This is a genomic window from Embleya sp. NPDC020886, assembly GCF_044333915.1.
Taxonomy (GTDB): domain Bacteria; phylum Actinomycetota; class Actinomycetes; order Streptomycetales; family Streptomycetaceae; genus Embleya.
In genome coordinates, this window is the sequence record NZ_JBIRRX010000012.1 from 124,647 (window position 1) to 142,666 (window position 18,020).

Consider the following 18,020-nt stretch of genomic DNA (forward strand, 5'->3'; position numbering starts at 1 on the left):
GAGGCCGCATCCGCGAACGGGCCGGGCGATGGGGTGATCATGGCGTGATGGCGTGGCGCATGTCGCACTAAGCTTGGCGGATGCCTTCCGAGACCACGCCGCCGCGCCGTCGGCTGCAGGTGGTCGAGGAGACCTCGGCAGGTGGTCTGGTGGTCGATCGACTCACCCTGCGCGCGGCGTTGATCGCGCGTCGGGATCGTCGCGGCCGGCTGTTGTGGTCGCTGCCCAAGGGACACATCGAAAACGGCGAGAGCGTGGTCGACGCCGCGCTGCGCGAGGTCGAGGAGGAGACCGGCATCGTAGGTCGGGTGCTGGCCCCGCTCGGGGTGATCGACTATTGGTTCACCGCGCCGGATCGGCGGGTGCACAAGACCGTCCACCACTACCTCATGGAGGCGGCGGGCGGGGATCTGTCGGACGACGACATCGAGGTCGAAGCGGTGGCTTGGGTTCCGCTCGGCGCGCTCACGGCGCGCCTCGCCTACCCCGACGAGCGGCGCCTGGTGACGCTCGCCCCGGAGTTGTTGGCGGACAGCGCGTGAGCGATCGCCGATCCCGGCCCGGAACCGGGGTTCTCCTGCTGCGCGGCCGGATGCTCGCCGTGCTGATACTGGCCCTGGTGCTCGCCGCCGGGCTGCTCGGGATGCTCCCGCCGACCGCCGCGCGCGCCGCCGAAGGCGACGGGATCCAGGTCCTGCTCACCAAGATGACCCCGGTGGCCAAGGCCGGCGGAACCGTCACCATCGAGGGTCGGGTGCTGAACACCGGCACCAAGCCGATCGACTCGATGGAGGTCGCGGTGCGCGTGCGCGCCTCCGAGCCGCTCTTCCGCAGCGGCATCAGCTCGCCCGAGGACGCCCAGTCGACCGGCACCCTGCTGCGCGATCCCAAGCCGGTCGTGCTGCACAACCTGGCCCCGGGCGCGACCCAGCCGTGGACCTTCACCGTCGGCGCCGACACGCTGCGGCTGGGCCCGGCCGGCGCGTATCCGCTCGGGGTCGAGGCCAGGATCGGCGGCCGGACGGCCGGCGCGGCCCGCACCTTCCTGCCGTGGATTCCCAAGAACGGCCTCAAGGACGTCCAGGACCTGCGCATCGCCACGGTCTGGCCGCTGGTCGACCGACCGCACCGGGACGGCACCACGCTCGGCGACGAGAACCAGACACCGGTGTTCCGCGACGACGACCTCGCCGCGCAGTTCGCCCCGGGCGGGCGCCTGTACGACCTGGTGAGCATCGGTACCGGGATGAAGGTGGACTGGGCCGTCGACCCCGAACTGGTGGACTCCGCCGCCGAGATGGCCGGCGGCTATCGGGTCGCGCCGCCCGGCAGCCTGGATCCCGACAAGCCGAAGAAGTCCCGCAACGGCAAGACCCCCAGCGACGAGGACACCACCAAGGCGACGCCGAACGAGCTCACGAACACGCTCGCCGGCGGCGGTGGCCAGGTCGCCGCCGGCTGGCTGGAGCGGCTCAAGGCCGGCTTCGGCACCCAGCCGGTGATCGGCCTGCCGTACGCCGACACCGATCTGGCCGCGGTGGCGCACGCCCTGGAGGCGAACAAGGCCGACCTGCGCCCGCAGCTCAGCGAGGCCCTGGCCGAATCCGCCACCGTCATGCAGCGCACCCTGGGCCGCTCGGTGCGCACCGACGTCGCCTGGCCCGCCGGCGGCGCGCTGGACTCCTCGATCGTCCAGCTCGCGAACGGCACCGGGGCAAGCACCGTGATCGCCTCCGGCGCGTCCCTGCCGCCGACCAGGGAGCTCAAGGTCACCCCGCTGGCCACGGCCGCCCTGCCGGGGACCGACAAGGGCACCGCGCTGGTCACCGATCCGGACATCGACAAGATCCTGGCCCAGGACACCAAGGCGCCGGGGCAGGGCGTGCTGGCCACCCAGCAGTTGTTGGCCGAGCTGCTGACGATCGTGCTCCAGGAGCCCTCGGTCAAGCCCGCCCGCAGCCTGTTGATCGCCCCGCCGCGCACCATGGACGCCTCGCTGGCCGGCGTGCTCAAGGACGTGCTCAACGCCTCGGCCGACTGGACCCGCAGCGCGACCCTGGCCGAGCTCGCCACCGAGCCCGCCCCGCTCCCCGCGCGCAAGCTCGCCGGCTATCCCAAGGCGGTCCGCGAGAGCGAGCCGTCCATGCAGTACCTCACCGAGACCGACAACCTGGTCCGGTCGATGCAGACCTTCGCCTCGATCCTGACCCGTCCCGAGCGGGTGACCGGCCCGTTCAACCCCGCGCTGCTGCGCCTGCTGTCCACCGAGTGGCGCGGCGACCCGCAGGGGATGGACCGCTATCGGCTCGGCGTCACCCGCGGCCTGCGCGAACTGCAATCGCTGGTCTACATCATCCGCAGAACCGGGGTGACGCTGTCCGGCGAGGAGGGCAACATCCCGGTCACCGTGGTGAACAACCTCCAGCAGCCGATCACGGTGACGATCGCGGCGGCCTCGCATCAGCCCAACCGGCTCAAGCTCGGCGATCCGATCACCGTGACCGTGCCCGACGGGCGCCGCCGGGAGGTGCCGATCACGGCGAAGTCGGCCGCGAACGGCAAGGTCATGGTCGACGTGCAACTGCTCACCACGGACGGACGCTCGGTCAAAACGCCCGAGTCGTTCTTCGTCAACACCACCACGATCGACGCGCTGACCCGGTGGATCATCGGCGGCCTCGCCTTCCTGCTCGCGGTGTTCTCGCTGCGGGCCTTCCTGCGCAAGCGTCGGGAGGCGGCCCTTGCCGGTGATACGAACGACGAGGATGGTGAGGACGGCCACGACACACCGTTCGACGCCGGCTCCTCGCCGGACACCGATCCGGACCCGATCCGACCGGCATCCGGGTGGCCGCCGGCCCACTTCGCGGCCCCCTACGCCGGCGGGAACGGACCCCCGGATCCGGCCGACCCGCACGGACACACACCATCGGGATCCACGACCGACCGCCCCGAATGAGAAAGTGGGCACCGGACACTCAACCTGACCGAGAAGACGAGGGCCCGCCCGCATGAGCGACCGGAGCGACGAACGTCAGCCGTACACCGGCGGCTCCGCCGAGCCGGACGACGGCGCGCACGACGATCCCTACCGGGGTCGGCCGCCCGCCGACCCGTACCTGCAGCAGTACGTCGATCCGTACGGACAGCCGGCCGATCCCTATGCCGCGCAGCCGCCGGATCCGTACGCACGGCCGGGTGAGCCGGGATACGTCGACCCGAACGCCCCGCAGCCGGGCTACGGTGAGCCCGCGGCATACCCGCAGCAGGGTTACTCCGGGCAGGGCGGCTACGGCTCCGGGCCCGAGGCGGGCTACGGGGATCCGTACGGCTCCGGATCCAACGCGGGCGGCTACGACCCGTACGCGCAGCAGCAGCCGCCTCCGCAGCAGCAGCCCGACCAGGGCGGCGGCGCGTGGTTCCGGGACGAGCTGAGCGATCCGCCGGCGAACGACCCGTACGTGGGCGTGGACGAGCTCTTCACCCCCGAGGCCCCGGCCCGGTACGACTCGGGCGGCCAGTACTCGGGCGAGCAGTACGCGGGTGACCAGTACTCGGGCGGCCAATACTCGGGCGGGCAGCACGACCCGTCCTCGCCGTACGACCCGTCCGCCCAGTCACAGCAGTACGGCGGCGGCGGATACGGCTCGGGCGACCCGTACCAGCAGCAGCACCAGGCCCCGCCGGCGCAGAACTACCAGCAGCCACAACAGCAACACCAGCAGCAGGTGCACCAGCAGGCGTACGTGCCGCAGCAGCCGAGCCCGCAGCAGGGGCAGGGCGGCTGGGGCGACTACGACCGGCCCGGCGGCTGGCTGATGGACCAGACGCTGACCGGCATCAACCTCGGCCTCGCCGGCGACATCGCGGGCATGCCCTCGTACACCGAGGCGTATCAGCGCTACGAGACCCAGCACCGGGCCGAGGCGGCGGCCGCGTCGATGTCCGCGAGCGCGGTCCTGGACGCCCCGCCGGTCCCGCTGAACCCGTCCACGTCGCCCGTCTACCGGATGCCCGGTTCGGGCGCCGAGGAGCGCATGGCCGGCATCCCGGTCGGCGGCGAGGGCAAGAAGGGCAGCAAGCTCGGCGGGATAATGCGGTCCTCCGCCGTGATGGCGGCGGGCACGATCGTGTCCCGGATGACGGGCTTCGCCCGCAACCTGGTCGCCGCGGCGGCGCTGGGCACCGCGGTGCTGGCCAACACGTACAACGTCGCGAACACGATGCCGACGCTGCTGTACATCCTGGTCGGCGGCGGCGCGCTGAACGCGGTCTTCGTCCCGCAACTCGTGCGCGCGATGCGCCAGGACGACGACGGTGGCGAGGCGTACGCGAACCGCCTGCTGACCCTGGTGATGAGCGCCCTGCTCGCCCTGGTCGTGCTGGCCTGGTTCGGCGCGCCGTTGTTGATCAGGGCGTTCGCGAACTCGCTGGCCAAGTACCACCAGGACTACGAGCTCGCGATCACCTTCGCGCGCTATTGCCTGCCGATCATCTTCTTCATGGGCCTGCACGTGTTGTTCGGCCAGATCCTCAACGCGCGCGAACGCTACGGCCCGATGATGTGGACCCCGGTCCTGAACAACATCGTCATCATCGCCACGTTCGGCCTCTACATCTGGGTGGCCGGCACCCAGAAGAACACCGGGCAGAACTCGGACACCATCACCCCGGACGAGATCCGCCTGCTCGGCCTGGGCACGCTGCTGGGCATGGTCGTGCAGTCGATGGCGATGATCCCGTATCTCAAGGCGGCCCGGTTCCGGTTCCGACCGCGCTTCGACTTCCGCGGCTCCGGGATGGGCAAGGCGCTGGGGCTGGCGAAGTGGACGTTCCTGTTCGTGCTCGCGAACCAGGCCGGCTACCTCGTGGTGACCCAGCTCGCGACCGCGATCGACACCAACGCGCGCAACGAGAACATCCACTTCGGTGTCGGCTTCACCGCGTACAGCAGCGCGCTGCTGATCTGGCAGTTGCCCCAGGCGGTGATCACCGTGTCGGTGATGACGGCGATGTTGCCGCGGATGAGTCGGGCCGCCGCCGACGGCGACCTGGCCAGCGTGCGCGGCGACATCTCCTCCGGGTTGCGCCTGTCGGCGGTGGCGATGATCCCGTGTGCGGCGATCTTCGTGGCGCTGGGCCGGGACATCGGCGGGTTCATCTTCGCCCCGACCGGCGAACAGAGCGCGCACTGGATCGGCTACATGCTGATGGCGCTGGGGCTGGGCCTGATCCCGTACTCGGCGCAGTACGTGCTGTTGCGCGGGTTCTATGTGTACGAGGACACCCGTACGCCCTTCCTGAACACGGTGTGGATCGCGGGCGCCCAGGCGGCGTTCGCGGGCCTGGCGTTCGTCGCGCTGCCCACCAAGTGGGCCGGTGTCGGCATCGCGGGCGGCTACAGCCTCGCCTACCTGGTGGGCGTGGTGCTGGCCGCACAGCGGCTCAAGAAGCGGCTCGGCGACCTGGACGGCCGACGGGTGACCCGGACCTACACCCGGCTGCTGATCGCCGCCGCGTTCGGTGGCGTCGCGGCGTTCTTCGTGGCCCGGGTGTGCACGGGCCACTTCGGCTCGGGCATGGGCGGCTCGGCGATCGCGGTGGGCGCGGGCATCGTGACGATGTTCGCCGTGTTCTTCGTCGCGGCCAACCGGATGCGGGTCGAGGAGATGACCGCGATGACCGGGATGATCAAGGGCCGGCTCGGCCGCTGACCGCCGGCTCGGCCCCGGACGGACCCCCGCCCGCCGCGTTCCCGCCCCGGGAATTCGGCGGGCGGATCGCTGTGGGATGTACCACCATGGGCGAGTGAGGGTGTGCCGGACACCGAAACGGGGGTAAAGCTCCCCTTACGCCGGTCTCGGTTTCCTTACGGATCTTGCCATGAGGCAACCCGAACCGGGGTTCGAGAGTCTCATGGTGTGTAGAGGTTGTCCCTGACCAACGGCCCGAGATGCCTCACCTCTACGATGAGTACGCCGACAAGGAGGATGAGGCCGAGGTGACGGACCGAACCGCAGGATCCGTCGACCTAGCGACGGACGAGGCAAATCCCGTACCGACAAAGGTTTCTGACACCGAGTCGGGTGAACTGGTCGGTTCGGACGGCAAGATCTCCGCACACACCACCACGGTTGTGCCCGTCGGCGTCGAGCCCGAACCCGATGCGACCGAAGAAGTCGGATCCGGGATCGCCGCCTCCGCCGAGGCCGGCGCGGCGACCGGTGGATCCGTGAACGGCGGTTCTGCGAACGGCGATTCGGCCGAGACCGAGGTCGGAGCCGCGGACGCCACGCCCGTCGCGGACGATGCCGCCGAAGCCCCGTCCGGGGACGTGCCGGCCGCAGCCGCGAACGACGCGGCCGAGGACGAACCGGCAACGCACCAACGGGCGAAGCGCACCAAGCCCGCCGCGACCACCCCCCGGGCCGGCACGCCGAGCGAACCCGAGCCGGCCGCGCAAAAGACCACCGGGTCCGAGTCGGCCGAGCCGGCGCCCGCCGCGGCACCCGCCCCGCCGCGGGTCAGTCGCGGCACCCGACTGGCCGACCGCTACCGGCTCGAACACCGCCTGTCGCAGAACGGCCGCAGCGAGACCTGGCGCGCCGTCGACGAGAAGCTCCGGCGCGCGGTGGGCGTGCACATCGTGCCCGCCGGCGGGGAGCACGGCCGGGCGGTGATCGCCGCGGCCCGCGCCGCCGCGCTGATGGGCGACCCGCGCTTCGTCCAGGTGCTCGACTGCGCCGAACAGGACGGCCTGATCTATGTGGTGAAGGAGTGGCTGCCCGACGCGGACAACCTCACCAAGGTCTTCGAGAGCGCGCCGCTGCCGCCGCACGAGGTCTACGAACTCTCCCGCGCGATCGCCCAGGCGATGTCGGTGGCGCACCGGGCCGGCCTGTCGCACCTGCGGCTCACGCCGGAGAACGTGCTGCGCATGCACACCGGCCAGTACAAGATCGTCGGCCTGGCGGTCGAGGCGGCCCTGTACGGGCACGACACCACCGACGCGGCCCGCGACGACACGCACGCGGTCGGCAGGCTGATGTACGCGGCGCTGACCCGGCGTTGGGTCGAGGGCACCGAATACGGCCTCCAGGCCGCCCCGTTCACCGGCGGCAGGCTGTGCGCGCCCGGCCAGATCCGGGCCGGTGTGGACGACACGCTGGCCGCGCTGACGATGCGCGCGCTGGGCCACGAGGTCAAGCACGAACCGGCGTTCGGGACACCGGGCGAACTGTCCGCGGCGATCGGCGCGATCCCGGAGATCCATCCGCCCGAGCAGGGCGAGATCGTCGGCGGCCCCGAACAGGACGAGTACCCCGTCTACACGCCGACGCCGACCCGGACGGTCTACACGTCGGGCGGCTACAACGGTGGTTCGAACGGCACGATCCGTCCCCCGGTCGCACCGCCGCCCCCGCTGGGCGGCCGGTTCGGCGCGGCGGTCAAGGGCGCGGTCGCGGTCCTGGTGGTGCTCGCCATCGTGCTGGTGACGTGGCAGGTGGCCAGCCATGCGGGCGACGGGGAAGAGAAGGAAGGGCCGTTGAAGCGGCAGAGTGGCGCGTCGAACTCGCCGACCGAGAAACCGCCGACGCCGCCGACCACGAAGGAAGTCCCGCCGAAGACCGGCACGGAGATCTCGATCGGCGGCGCACCGACCGACGCCGAAAACGTGGTGAAGACCCACGACGGCAAGCGCGAGACCTACTGGCAGACGAACATGATGAAGGACGGCCCGAAAGTCGACTACAACGGGCGCACGGGATACGGGATCGTCTACGACCTCGGTGAGCCGATGGACGTACGAGGCGTGAACATCGCGCTCGGTGCCGGTGGGCCGACCACCACCATCACCCTCAAAGCCGCACCCGGCGCCGGATCGACGATGCCGACGAACCAGGACGCCTACAAGGTCACCATCGGCAGCAAGTCGACCGACGGCACCCAGTTGAACATGACCGGCGACAACCCCACCAAGACCCGCTACGTGCTGGTGCTGATGACCGCGATGCCCAAGGTCCTGCAAGACGTCGACGGCTACCACATCTACACCCCCGGCCATCAGAACGCCTGGCGCGAAGTCACCTTCACCGTCAACGATTGACCCCCTCCGGGCGATCGAGGCGAACCCCTCTGCGACCGGCCGGCGGCCCGTGCCAGGATGACCCCGGGCCCAGGGGGAGGTAGGCAGGCGGTGAGCACCGAGCAGACCGGATCGGCGTATGCGGATGTCACCGACGCCGATCTGCTCACCCGACACTCCGCCGGCGACCCCGACGCGTTCGGCGAAGTCGTGCGTCGGCACCGCGATCGGCTGTGGGCGGTGGCGCTGCGCACGCTGGGGGACCGCGAGGAAGCCGCTGACGCCCTCCAGGACGCCCTGGTGTCCGCCTACCGTGCCGCAGGTCGGTTCGAGGGCCGCGCGGCCGTCACGACGTGGCTGCACCGGATCGTGGTGAACGCCTGCCTGGACCGGGCCCGGCGTCGCGCCGCCCGGCCGGCCGTACCGCTGCCCGAGGACCTCGACCAGCGGCTGCCCGCGCCCGTCCAGGAGGACCCGGCGATCCGCGGCGAGACCCGGGCGGCGGTACTCGCCGCACTGGCCACGCTGCCGGCCGAGCAGCGGGCCGCGCTGGTGCTGGTGGACATGGAGGGCTACCCCGTCGACGAGGCGGCCCGGATCCTCCGGGTCGCCTCGGGCACCATCAAGAGCCGCTGTGCCCGCGGTCGCGCCAAGCTGCTGCCCTTGGTGCGGCACCTGCGCGAGGCGGGACCGCCCCGACCGGCCGGGAACCCCGGAGCCGGACAATCCGTCCCATCGACGGACGACCGACCGGGAACCGGCGATCCGGCCCCCGACGCGGGCGGCACGAGCATGGAGGGAGGTGGCACACGATGAGCGGGCACATCGACGTCGAGGTGCTGTCCGACCTCGTCGAAGGACTGCTCACCCCGGAGCAGGCGAGCGCCCTGGACGCGCACCTGGCCGAGTGCGCCGAGTGTCGCGACACTCGGGACGCGCTGGCCGAGGTCCGCGAGTTGCTCGGCGGGCAGCCGGTCGAGCCGATGCCGGCCGACGTGATCGCGCGCATCGACGACGCGCTCGCGCTGGCCGCGCTCCCGCCCCCGCGACCCGCCGAGGCGCCGTCCGTGGGGATGCCCTTCGGCGGTCCCCCCGCGCAGGCGCCGCCCGCCGCGCCGCACCCGCTCGATCACAACGTCGTCCCCCTCGACGCCGCCCGCCGACGGCGGCGTCGCGGCCCGCTGCTGCTCGCGGCGGCCGCGGTGGCGGCGGTGGCCCTGGGCGTCACCGTCCTGGTGGGCACCGGCGGCGACGACAAGTCCGCCGGAAAGCCGGCCGCCGCCCGGGACCGGTCCGCCGCGTCCGCACCGGAGCCCGGCAAGTCCGCGTCGTCCGGCAAGGCGGACGAGCGACCGGGCGCCGCGAACTCGGAAGCACAACCGCCGCTGAAGCCGTCCATCGCGGCCCCCCGGGAGTACACGGCCGCCGGACTGCCCGACCAGGTCTCGCAGTTGTTGCGCCGCACCACCGCGACATCCCTGGGCGACCTGCCCGGGTGCGTCGCCGCCGCGGTCGGACCGGACGCCGCCCGGGCGCTGGCCGTCGACAACGGCAGCTACGCCGGCAAGCCGGCCTGGGTGGTGGTCCTGAACGACCCGAGTGCCGACCGGGTCCGGGTGTACATCGTGGACGCGTCCTGCTCGACGCAACTCTCGACCGGCCCGTCCGGCCCGCTCACCGGCTCCGTATTGCTCGCCACGGTGGTCCCCCGGGGGTGATCCCCGGCACGCCTTGCTCGCGGCATTGGGACCCGGGAATGGTGCGCACCTAGGATCCGTTGTCGAACGAGACACCGCATCTCATCGGGGCGCGGGGCTCGCAGACCCGCACAGCCGACGCCGGCCACGGCACGAGGCTCGACAAGGAACCAGGAAAGGCTCAGCGTGAGCGACGTCCGCAACGTGATCATCATCGGATCGGGTCCGACCGGGTACACGGCCGCCGTCTACGCAGCACGCGCGGACCTGAAGCCGCTGGTCTTCGAAGGCGCCGTCACTGCGGGCGGCGCACTGATGAACACCACCGAGGTCGAGAACTTCCCCGGCTGGCCGGACGGCATCATGGGTCCGGATCTGATGGACAACATGCGCAAGCAGGCCGAGCGCTTCGGCGCCGAGCTGATTCCGGACGACGTCGTGGCGGTCGACCTCACCGGCGACGTCAAGACCGTCACGGACGGCGCGGGCACCGTGCACCAGGCGCACGCGGTGATCCTGGCGACCGGTTCGGCGTACCGCAAGCTCAACCTCCCCAACGAGGACGCGCTGTCCGGCCGGGGCGTCTCCTGGTGCGCCACCTGCGACGGCTTCTTCTTCCGGGACCAGGACATCGCGGTGGTCGGCGGTGGCGACTCGGCGATCGAGGAAGCCACGTTCCTGTCCCGCTTCGCCCGCTCGGTGACCGTCATCCACCGTCGGGACGAGCTGCGCGCGAGCAAGGCGATGCAACATCGGGCGTTCGCCGACGAGAAGATCTCGTTCGCGTGGAACAGCGAGGTCGCCGAGATCGTGGGCGACGGCAAGCTCGCCGGCGTCAAGCTGCGCGACACCGCCACCGGCGAACTGCGCGACCTGGCGGTGACCGGCCTGTTCATCGCGGTCGGCCACGACCCGCGCACCGAGTTGCTGCAGGGTCAGATCGAGCTGGACGACGAGGGCTACATCAAGGTCGACGCGCCGACCACGCACACCAACCTCACCGGCGTCTTCGCGGCGGGCGACGTCGTCGACCACACCTACCGGCAGGCGATCACCGCCGCCGGCACCGGGTGCGCCGCCGCCCTCGACGCCGAGCGCTACCTCGCCTCGCTCGCCGACGGCACCGGCGCCTGACCCACCCACTCGTCCGTAACGTCCTTCCACCCGAGCACACCGAGGAGCAACCATGGCCGGGGCCACCGTCACCGTCACCGACAAGACCTTCGACACCGACGTCCTGATGAGCGACAAGGCAGTGCTCGTCGACTTCTGGGCGGAGTGGTGCGGCCCGTGCCGCCAGATCGCCCCGGCGCTCGAGCAGATCGCGGACGAGAACGGTGAAAAGCTCACCGTCGCGAAGCTGAACATCGACCAGAACCCGGAGATCACCACCCGCTACGGCGTGCTGTCGATCCCGACCCTGCACGTCTTCAAGGGCGGCGAGATCGTCAAGACGATCGTCGGTGCGAAGCCGAAGGCGGCACTGCTGCGCGAGCTCGCCGAGTACGTCTGAGTCGACCCGTTCGACGCGGCGGCCCACGGGCATACGAAGGGCGCTTCCCGGAACCGGGGAGCGCCCTTCGCGCGTGTCAGGGCGTATCGACGGCCGGCGGGCGACCCACGGCGGCAGATCGTCCGCTCGGGCCGGAATCCGGGCCCCGAGAGCCCCACTCCGGTACGGGAAGCACCGTATGCGCGCGTACGATCGAGTGTTGCGTCAAAACTCGGGAGGACTTCTTTCCATGACCATGCAGCGGCGGTACCGACGCGGTGACACCGGCCCCGCAGTGGCCGAGATCAGGTCCAAACTGGTGCTGCTCGGCCTCCTGCCCGCCGGTGCCCATGCCGTCGTCGGCAGCGGCGACGCGAGCGGCCAAGGCGGCTACGCGGACGCGGTGTTCGACGACTCCGTGGACCTCGCCGTCCGGCATTTCCAGCAGCAGCGCGCGATGACCGTGGACGGCATCGTCGGCCCGGAGACCTACCGTCACCTCGACGAGGCACGATGGCGCCTCGGCGACCGCATGCTGTCCTACTCGATCGGTCACCCGACGGTCGGGGACGACGTGGCCACCCTCCAGCAGCGGCTGCTCGACATGGGCTTCGACTGCGGCCGGGTGGACGGCATCCTGGGCCAGGCCACCGAACGCGCGCTGCGCGAATTCCAGCGCAACTACGGACTCGGCGCGGACGGCACGTGTGGACCGGCCACGTTCCGAGCCCTCGACCGGCTCGCGCGCACGGTCGTCGGCGGGCAACCGCACGCGATGCGCGAGTCCGAACTGCTGCACCGCTCCGGCCCCTCGCTGGCCGGCAAGACCGTGGTGATCGACCCGGGGCACGGCGGCGCGGATCAGGGCGTGGTGGCGCACGGGTTGAGCGAGGCCGAGGTGGTGTGGGACCTCGCCCGGCGACTGGAGGGCCGACTGTCCGCCCTGGGCGTCCAGGCGTACCTCACCCGCGGCCTGGACTCCGACGGCGTCGGCGAGGAGGACCGCGCGGCCTTCGCCAACGCCACCGACGCGGACCTGGTGATATCCCTGCACGCGGACCGCAATGCGAGCCCGCGGGCCAGTGGCGTCTCCAGTTACTACTACGGCAGCGGCAGCGACCGGTACGGGCGACGCTCGCCGACCGGAGAGCACTTCGCGAGCCTGGTACAACGCGAACTCGTGGCCCGCACCGGCCTGGTCGACGGCCGGACGCACGGCAAGGCGTGGACACTGCTCCGGCGCACCCGGATGCCCGCCGTGCGCATCGAACTGGGCTACCTCACCAACACGGACGACGCGGCCCGACTGGCCGACTCGGAATTCCGCGACCACGCCGCCGAGTCGATCGTGGTGGCCCTCCAGCGGCTCTATCTGCCGCCGGACGAGGACGTGCCCACCGGCATGTTGCGGCTGCCCGTCTTCACCTGAGCCGACCGGCCCTGGCCCTCGCCCGAGCGAGCACCGACTCGTCGAGCACAACCCGATCCACCGGCCGGCGTGAGCCCAGCGGCAGCGCATGGACCGGAATCGCGGGCCCACCCGGCGCCCACGGCACCCGGCCGGGCACCCGGGAACGCGGGGATTCGCCGAGCAACCCGCCGACGAATCCGCCGACGGCACCCACGCCCAGACCCGCGACGATCCAACGCATCGACCTCATCGGCCCTCCAGGGGTGCCACGTTTCACGTGAAACGTGCGCGCGGAAACCGGCCGCAGCCGAGCCGGCGGCACGTTTCACGTGAAACACAAGCAAGGAAGGGGCTCGCGGTCAACGACCGCGAGCCCCTTCCCGGGTGTTTCCCGTGCCGACTACGGCACCAACACCGAGGATTCCGCGCCATCCACGGACGCCTCGTCCGCCGCCTCCGCGCCCTCGCGCACCGGCCCGGCCTGGCCGGGCACCTCGGGCTCGGACAACCGCTTGGCGAAGTGGTCGCCCTCACCGGGCGCCATCGACGCCAGGATGCGTTCCAGGTCCTCGATCGACGCGAACTCGACGACGATCTTGCCCTTCTTCTGTCCGAGGACGACCTTCACCTCGGTCTCGAAGCGGTTCTTGAGTCGGTCCGCGAGCTGGTTCAGCGCGGGCGCGACGATCCGGCCCGCGCGCGGCTTGTGCGCCTTGGACTTGGCCGGTCCCTCGTTGTTGATCGAGCGGGCGATCTCCTCGACGGTCCGCACCGTCATGCCCTCGGCGATGATCCGCTTGGCCAGCTTGATCAACTCGTCGGGCCGTTCTTCCAGCGCCAGCAAGGCCCGTGCGTGTCCGGCCAGCAACGTGCCCGCCGCGACCCTCGAGCGCACCTCCATCGGCAACTTCAACAGCCGCATCGTGTTGGTCAGATGCGGCCGCGAGCGACCGATGCGATCGGCGAGCTCCTCCTGCTTGCAGTCGAACTCCTCCAGCAACTGCTGGTAGGCCAGAGCCTCTTCCAACGGATTGAGTTCGGAGCGGTGCAGGTTCTCCAGGAGCGCGTCGAGCAGCAGCTTGTCGTCATTGGTCACCCGGACGATCGCCGGGATGTGGGTCAGCCCGGCCAGCCGGGAAGCCCGCAACCGCCGCTCGCCCATCACCAGTTCGTAGGTGCCCTCGTTGGTCGAGCGGACCACGACCGGCTGGAGCACCCCGACTTCCCGAATCGACTGGACCAGCTCGGCCAGCGCCTCCTCGTCGAACACCTCGCGCGGCTGGCGCGGGTTCGGCACGATCAGGTCGACCAGGAGTTCGGCGTAGAGCGCGGCCGGTGCGGTCGGTTCGGCCTTCGGCGCATCCTGCACCGGGACCGAGGTCGGCGACAGGGCCGACTCGTCCGTCGCTATCTCCGCCATCTTGCGCAGGGTCGCCGCCGCGGAGGAGGACGGCTTCAACGGTCGGGCCGGGATGAGCGATTCGAGGCCCTTGCCCAGTCCTCTGCGTTGTCCGCTCATACTTCCTCCTTCGCCTTCGCCACACCGCGCAGCGCCATCTCCCGAGCCGCTTCAAGATACGACAACGCCCCGGTGGAGCCCGGATCGTAGGTCATCACCGTCTGCCCGTAGCTGGGCGCCTCGGAGATGCGTACCGAGCGCGGGATCGCGGTGGGCAGCACCTCGTCCGGGAAGTGGTCACGCACCTCCTGGGCCACCTGGGAGGCCAGCCGGGTGCGCGCGTCGTACATGGTGAGCAGGATGGTCGACACGGCCAGGTTCGGATTCAGGTGCGCGCGGACCAGTTCCACGTTGCGCAACAGCTGCCCGAGCCCCTCCAGCGCGTAATACTCGCACTGGATCGGGATGACCACCTCGGCGCCCGCCACGAGCGCGTTGACCGTCAACAGGCCGAGCGAGGGCGGGCAATCGATCAGGATGTAGTCCAACGGCTGTTCGTAGGACGCGATGGCGCGCTGGAGCCGGCTCTCCCGGGCGACCAGCGAGACGAGTTCGATCTCGGCACCGGCCAGGTCGATCGTCGCCGGAGCACAGAACAGGCCCTCGACGTCGCGTACCGGCTGGACGACCTCGGCCAGGTCGCGGCCCTCGACCAGCACCTCGTAGATCGACGGTGTGCCCGCGTGATGGTCCACCCCGAGTGCCGTGGAGGCGTTGCCCTGCGGGTCGAGGTCTATCACCAACACCCGGGCGCCGTGCATCGCCAACGCCGCCGCGAGGTTCACGGTCGACGTGGTCTTGCCGACGCCACCCTTCTGGTTCGCGACCACCATGACCCGGGTGCGCTCCGGGCGCGGCAGCCCCTCCGAAGCACGACCCATCGTCTCGACGGCCTGTCGGGCCGCTCGGGCGATGGGCGTGTCTTCGATACCGGGTGCCTCTGTTTCACGTGAAACGTCGACGACGGCACCCACTCGGGGCGCCGGCATCGAGGCTGTCGGATACTCGGACGGCAACGGTCCACTCTCCTCTCCTGCCGCGGCGACATGGGAACTCGGGCCGACGGAATGACCACGCACTGCGGCGGCACCCTCAGAGGGTGTCACGTTCCGGCGCGCCTCAGGTGAGTAGAAGCGTTTCCACGGAAGGCGTTTCACGTGAAACACGATCCCGGGTGCGGCGATGGCGCGACGCGCACGACACACCCCGAGCGGGCAGGAACGGCGTTTCAGCCGTCCGGCCCAACCCGGCGACGCACTACTTTCCGGGACGCCGCCTGGTCGCCTTCGCGGCCCGTCGCGCCTTGGCCGCCTTGGACTCCTTGGCCACCACGGTGCCGATCCGGACCCGGACGACGGTGGTCAACGGGTCCACGATCCCGGCACCCGCGTGCGCGACCGTCCAGGACACCGCGCCGAGCTTGCGCAAGTCCGCCTCGGACTCCAGGAGTTCCTCGGCGGCCGAGTCGCCCTTGAGCGCGAGCATCTCGCCGCCGGAGCCGAGCAGCGGCAGACCCCACCCGGCCAGCTTGGCCAGCGGCGCCACCGCTCGTGCGGTGACCACGTCGGCGGAGGTACGGCCGCGCAGTTCCTCGGCGCGCCCGCGCAACACCTCGACGTTGTCGAGGCCGAGTTCCTCGACCACCTCGTCGAGGAACGTGGTGCGCCGCAGCAGCGGCTCGACGAGGGTGATCCGCAGATCCGGCCGCACCAGCGCGAGCGGAATGCCCGGCAGGCCACCGCCCGAACCGACGTCGTGCACGATCGCGTTCTCCGCGATCAATTCGGCGACCACCCCGCAGTTGAGCAGGTGCCGCTCCCAGAGCCGGCCGACTTCGCGTGGGCCGACCATGCCCCGGCGTACACCGGGCCCGGCCAGCAGATCGGCATAGCGGATCGCGCGGTCCAGGTTGGCACCGAAGAGGCGACCTGCCGCCTCCGGCGCCTCGGGCGCGCGCTCGTCCACCGGCGGGTCGGGGGTCGTGTCGTCCTGACGTTTCACGTGGAACATCATCCCAGGAACGGCGCCGGCCCCACCCGTGACGGGTGGGGCCGGCGCGACGGTTTGCGGAAACGGATCCGGGGATCCGATCAGGCGGGCAGGACGACGACGCAGCGATTGGGCTCCTCGCCCTCCGACTCGCTGCGCAGTCCGGCCTCCGCGACGGTGTCGTGCACGACCTTGCGCTCGAACGGGGTCATCGGCTTCAGCTTGAGGGACGTACCCGCCGCCTTGACCTCTTCCACCGCCTCGGTCGCGATCTCCGCCAGGTTCGCCCGCTTGGCGGCACGGAAGCCGTCCACGTCGAGCATCAGCCGGCTGCGCTCACCGGTCTCGCGGTGCACGGCCAGCCGGGTCAGCTCCTGGAGGGCTTCCAGGACCTCGCCGTCGCGACCGACGAGCCGCTTGAGGTCGGCGCCGGAGGACGCGCTCTCGTCGCCGGCGATCACCGAGACCGACGCGCGCCCGCCTTCGACGTCCATGTCGATGTCGCCGTCGAGGTCGGCGATGTCGAGCAGGGCCTCCAGGTAGTCCGCGGCGATCTCACCCTCCTGCTCCAGCCGGCTGATCTCCTCCGCGGTGAGCGTGATCCGACGCGAGGCGGCGGGTGAGTCGACGGCGGGGGTCGTGCCTTCCGTCACAGGGGAACTCCTTTGTGGACGAGTGAGCGAGTCGATGGAGGGGGCGGCCGGCCCGTCGAGGGCGGTCACTTCTTCCTCGGGTGCTTCCGGCTCTGGGTCTGCTTGCGCGGGCCGGCGTTACGCGCACCGGAGTGCGGCGTCCGCGCGGTCGAGCCCTTCACCGAGCCGTTCGAGCGCGCGGTGCCGGAGGTGCCGTTGCTCGCCGCCGTACCGCTCTCCGCGGTCTCCGCGTCCTCGCCGACGGCGGTGTCCGCGTCCTCTCGGGCCCGGGCCTTGCGCTGCGACTTGGTGAGCCTGGTCGGCTGCTGGCGCCGGGCGGCCTGGGCCTTGATCTCGGCCTGCTGGGCGTCGTACTCGGCCTGGTCCATCAGCTTCCCGTCGGGAAGCAGCACCTTGCCCTGCTTACGTGCCTTCTCCGACAACTTCTCCTGCCGCACCTTGTACGCCGGGCTGCCGGGGGTGGGGTTGCGGTTGATCACGAAGAGCTGCTGACCCATCGTCCACACGTTGGTGGTGAGCCAGTAGACCAGGACGCCGACCGGGAAGTTGATGCCGAAGACCGCGAACATGATCGGGAACGCGTACATCATCAGCTTCTGCTGCTTCGCGAACGGGTTGCCCACGAGCGAAGCAGGGTCGGTGTTCTTCGTCATCAACTGGCGCTGCGTGAAGAACTGCGACCCGGACATCAGCACGATCATCACGATGGTGACGATCCGCACGGTGGTCAGGTCGGCGCCGAGGCTGGCGATCTTCGCCGCCGAGTCGGTGAACTTGGCGGCGATGGGGGCGCCGAAGATGTGCGCCTGCTGGGCGCTGTTCACCAGGTCGCGGTCGATCACACCGACCGTGCGGTTCTGCGAGACCCGCTGCAGCACGTGGAACAGGGCGAAGAAGAACGGCGACTGGACCAGGATCGGAAGACAGCTCGAGAGCGGGTTGGTACCCGTCTCCTTGTAGAGCTTCATCATTTCCTGGGACTGACGCTCACGGTCGTCCTTGTACCGCTTCTGGACCTCCTTGATCCGCGGCTGCAGTGCTTGCAGTCCACGGGTCGCCTTGATCTGCTTCACGAAGAGCGGGATCAGGCAGATCCGGATGACGACCACGAGGCAGACGATGGACAAGCCCCAGGACCAACCGCTGTCCTTGCCGAAGATCGGGCTGAACAACGAGTGGAACTGAACGATGATCCAGGAGACAGCGGTGTATAGGGGGTCAAGAATCCCCACG

General features: G+C 70.6%; 15 protein-coding genes. 9 read left to right on the forward strand and 6 right to left on the reverse strand.

Annotation, left to right across the window (positions count from 1 at the left end):
• Positions 1–80 precede the first annotated feature (80 nt).
• From ACH4U8_RS33610 to ACH4U8_RS33650, 9 genes are all read left to right on the forward strand, one after another.
• On the forward strand, positions 81–542 hold the full coding sequence (locus ACH4U8_RS33610; protein ID WP_020557160.1) for an NUDIX hydrolase: 462 nt from the start codon (positions 81–83) through the stop codon (positions 540–542).
• On the forward strand, positions 539–2,959 hold the full coding sequence (locus ACH4U8_RS33615; protein ID WP_395782248.1) for a DUF6049 family protein: 2,421 nt from the start codon (positions 539–541) through the stop codon (positions 2,957–2,959). Before ACH4U8_RS33610 ends, ACH4U8_RS33615 begins: the two co-directional genes overlap by 4 nt.
• Positions 2,960–3,011: 52 nt before the next feature.
• A complete protein-coding gene (gene murJ / locus ACH4U8_RS33620; RefSeq protein ID WP_395782250.1) occupies positions 3,012–5,714 on the forward strand; it encodes a murein biosynthesis integral membrane protein MurJ in 2,703 nt (900 codons plus the stop codon).
• Positions 5,715–6,232: 518 nt separating this feature from the next.
• Positions 6,233–8,107 carry a protein kinase family protein gene (locus ACH4U8_RS33625; protein ID WP_395782252.1) on the forward strand — a complete coding sequence of 625 codons (1,875 nt, stop codon included), beginning with the start codon at positions 6,233–6,235 and terminating at the stop codon, positions 8,105–8,107.
• 57 nt (positions 8,108–8,164) lie between these two features.
• Positions 8,165–8,902: an RNA polymerase sigma factor SigM gene (sigM, locus tag ACH4U8_RS33630; protein WP_360315804.1), complete on the forward strand. Its 738-nt coding sequence runs from the start codon at positions 8,165–8,167 to the stop codon at positions 8,900–8,902.
• On the forward strand, positions 8,899–9,804 hold the full coding sequence (locus ACH4U8_RS33635) for an anti-sigma factor family protein (protein WP_395782254.1): 906 nt from the start codon (positions 8,899–8,901) through the stop codon (positions 9,802–9,804). The genes sigM and ACH4U8_RS33635 overlap by 4 nt, the downstream gene beginning before the upstream one ends.
• A gap of 165 nt (positions 9,805–9,969) precedes the next feature.
• Positions 9,970–10,917 (forward strand): thioredoxin-disulfide reductase, encoded by a 948-nt coding sequence (trxB, locus tag ACH4U8_RS33640; protein ID WP_360315808.1) that lies wholly within the window; start codon positions 9,970–9,972, stop codon positions 10,915–10,917.
• A 52-nt stretch (positions 10,918–10,969) separates the two neighbouring features.
• Positions 10,970–11,296 (forward strand): thioredoxin, encoded by a 327-nt coding sequence (gene trxA, locus ACH4U8_RS33645; RefSeq protein WP_395782256.1) that lies wholly within the window; start codon positions 10,970–10,972, stop codon positions 11,294–11,296.
• Positions 11,297–11,525: 229 nt separating this feature from the next.
• Positions 11,526–12,704 (forward strand): N-acetylmuramoyl-L-alanine amidase, encoded by a 1,179-nt coding sequence (locus tag ACH4U8_RS33650; protein WP_395782258.1) that lies wholly within the window; start codon positions 11,526–11,528, stop codon positions 12,702–12,704.
• Here the strand turns inward: ACH4U8_RS33650 and ACH4U8_RS33655 are convergent.
• From ACH4U8_RS33655 to yidC, 6 genes are all read right to left on the reverse strand, one after another.
• A complete protein-coding gene (locus ACH4U8_RS33655) occupies positions 12,697–12,936 on the reverse strand; it encodes a hypothetical protein (protein ID WP_395782260.1) in 240 nt (79 codons plus the stop codon). The genes ACH4U8_RS33650 and ACH4U8_RS33655 overlap by 8 nt on opposite strands.
• A gap of 150 nt (positions 12,937–13,086) precedes the next feature.
• On the reverse strand, positions 13,087–14,205 hold the full coding sequence (locus tag ACH4U8_RS33660; protein WP_360315819.1) for a ParB/RepB/Spo0J family partition protein: 1,119 nt from the start codon (positions 14,203–14,205) through the stop codon (positions 13,087–13,089).
• A complete protein-coding gene (locus ACH4U8_RS33665) occupies positions 14,202–15,134 on the reverse strand; it encodes a ParA family protein (RefSeq protein ID WP_379992773.1) in 933 nt (310 codons plus the stop codon). The genes ACH4U8_RS33660 and ACH4U8_RS33665 overlap by 4 nt, the downstream gene beginning before the upstream one ends.
• Before the next feature lie 268 nt (positions 15,135–15,402).
• The gene (gene rsmG, locus ACH4U8_RS33670) at positions 15,403–16,155 is read right to left on the reverse strand and encodes a 16S rRNA (guanine(527)-N(7))-methyltransferase RsmG (RefSeq protein WP_360315837.1); all 753 of its coding nucleotides are present in this window, start codon (positions 16,153–16,155) and stop codon (positions 15,403–15,405) included.
• An 80-nt stretch (positions 16,156–16,235) separates the two neighbouring features.
• The gene (locus ACH4U8_RS33675) at positions 16,236–16,787 is read right to left on the reverse strand and encodes a protein jag (protein WP_379991255.1); all 552 of its coding nucleotides are present in this window, start codon (positions 16,785–16,787) and stop codon (positions 16,236–16,238) included.
• A gap of 65 nt (positions 16,788–16,852) precedes the next feature.
• A complete protein-coding gene (yidC, locus tag ACH4U8_RS33680) occupies positions 16,853–18,019 on the reverse strand; it encodes a membrane protein insertase YidC (protein ID WP_360311333.1) in 1,167 nt (388 codons plus the stop codon).
• Between the last annotated feature and the right edge of the window lies 1 nt (position 18,020).

What these genes read in the sequence shown, in the direction of transcription:
- ACH4U8_RS33610 (WP_020557160.1), top strand. Translation starts at nt 81, where the DNA reads ATGCCTTCCGAGACCACGCCGCCGCGCCGTCGGCTGCAGGTGGTCGAG.
- murJ (WP_395782250.1), top strand. Translation starts at nt 3,012, where the DNA reads ATGAGCGACCGGAGCGACGAACGTCAGCCGTACACCGGCGGCTCCGCC.
- sigM (WP_360315804.1), top strand. Translation starts at nt 8,165, where the DNA reads ATGACCCCGGGCCCAGGGGGAGGTAGGCAGGCGGTGAGCACCGAGCAG.
- ACH4U8_RS33635 (WP_395782254.1), top strand. Translation starts at nt 8,899, where the DNA reads ATGAGCGGGCACATCGACGTCGAGGTGCTGTCCGACCTCGTCGAAGGA.
- trxA (WP_395782256.1), top strand. Translation starts at nt 10,970, where the DNA reads ATGGCCGGGGCCACCGTCACCGTCACCGACAAGACCTTCGACACCGAC.
- ACH4U8_RS33650 (WP_395782258.1), top strand. Translation starts at nt 11,526, where the DNA reads ATGACCATGCAGCGGCGGTACCGACGCGGTGACACCGGCCCCGCAGTG.
- ACH4U8_RS33655 (WP_395782260.1), bottom strand. Translation starts at nt 12,936, where the DNA reads ATGAGGTCGATGCGTTGGATCGTCGCGGGTCTGGGCGTGGGTGCCGTC.
- ACH4U8_RS33660 (WP_360315819.1), bottom strand. Translation starts at nt 14,205, where the DNA reads ATGAGCGGACAACGCAGAGGACTGGGCAAGGGCCTCGAATCGCTCATC.
- ACH4U8_RS33665 (WP_379992773.1), bottom strand. Translation starts at nt 15,134, where the DNA reads ATGCCGGCGCCCCGAGTGGGTGCCGTCGTCGACGTTTCACGTGAAACA.
- rsmG (WP_360315837.1), bottom strand. Translation starts at nt 16,155, where the DNA reads ATGTTCCACGTGAAACGTCAGGACGACACGACCCCCGACCCGCCGGTG.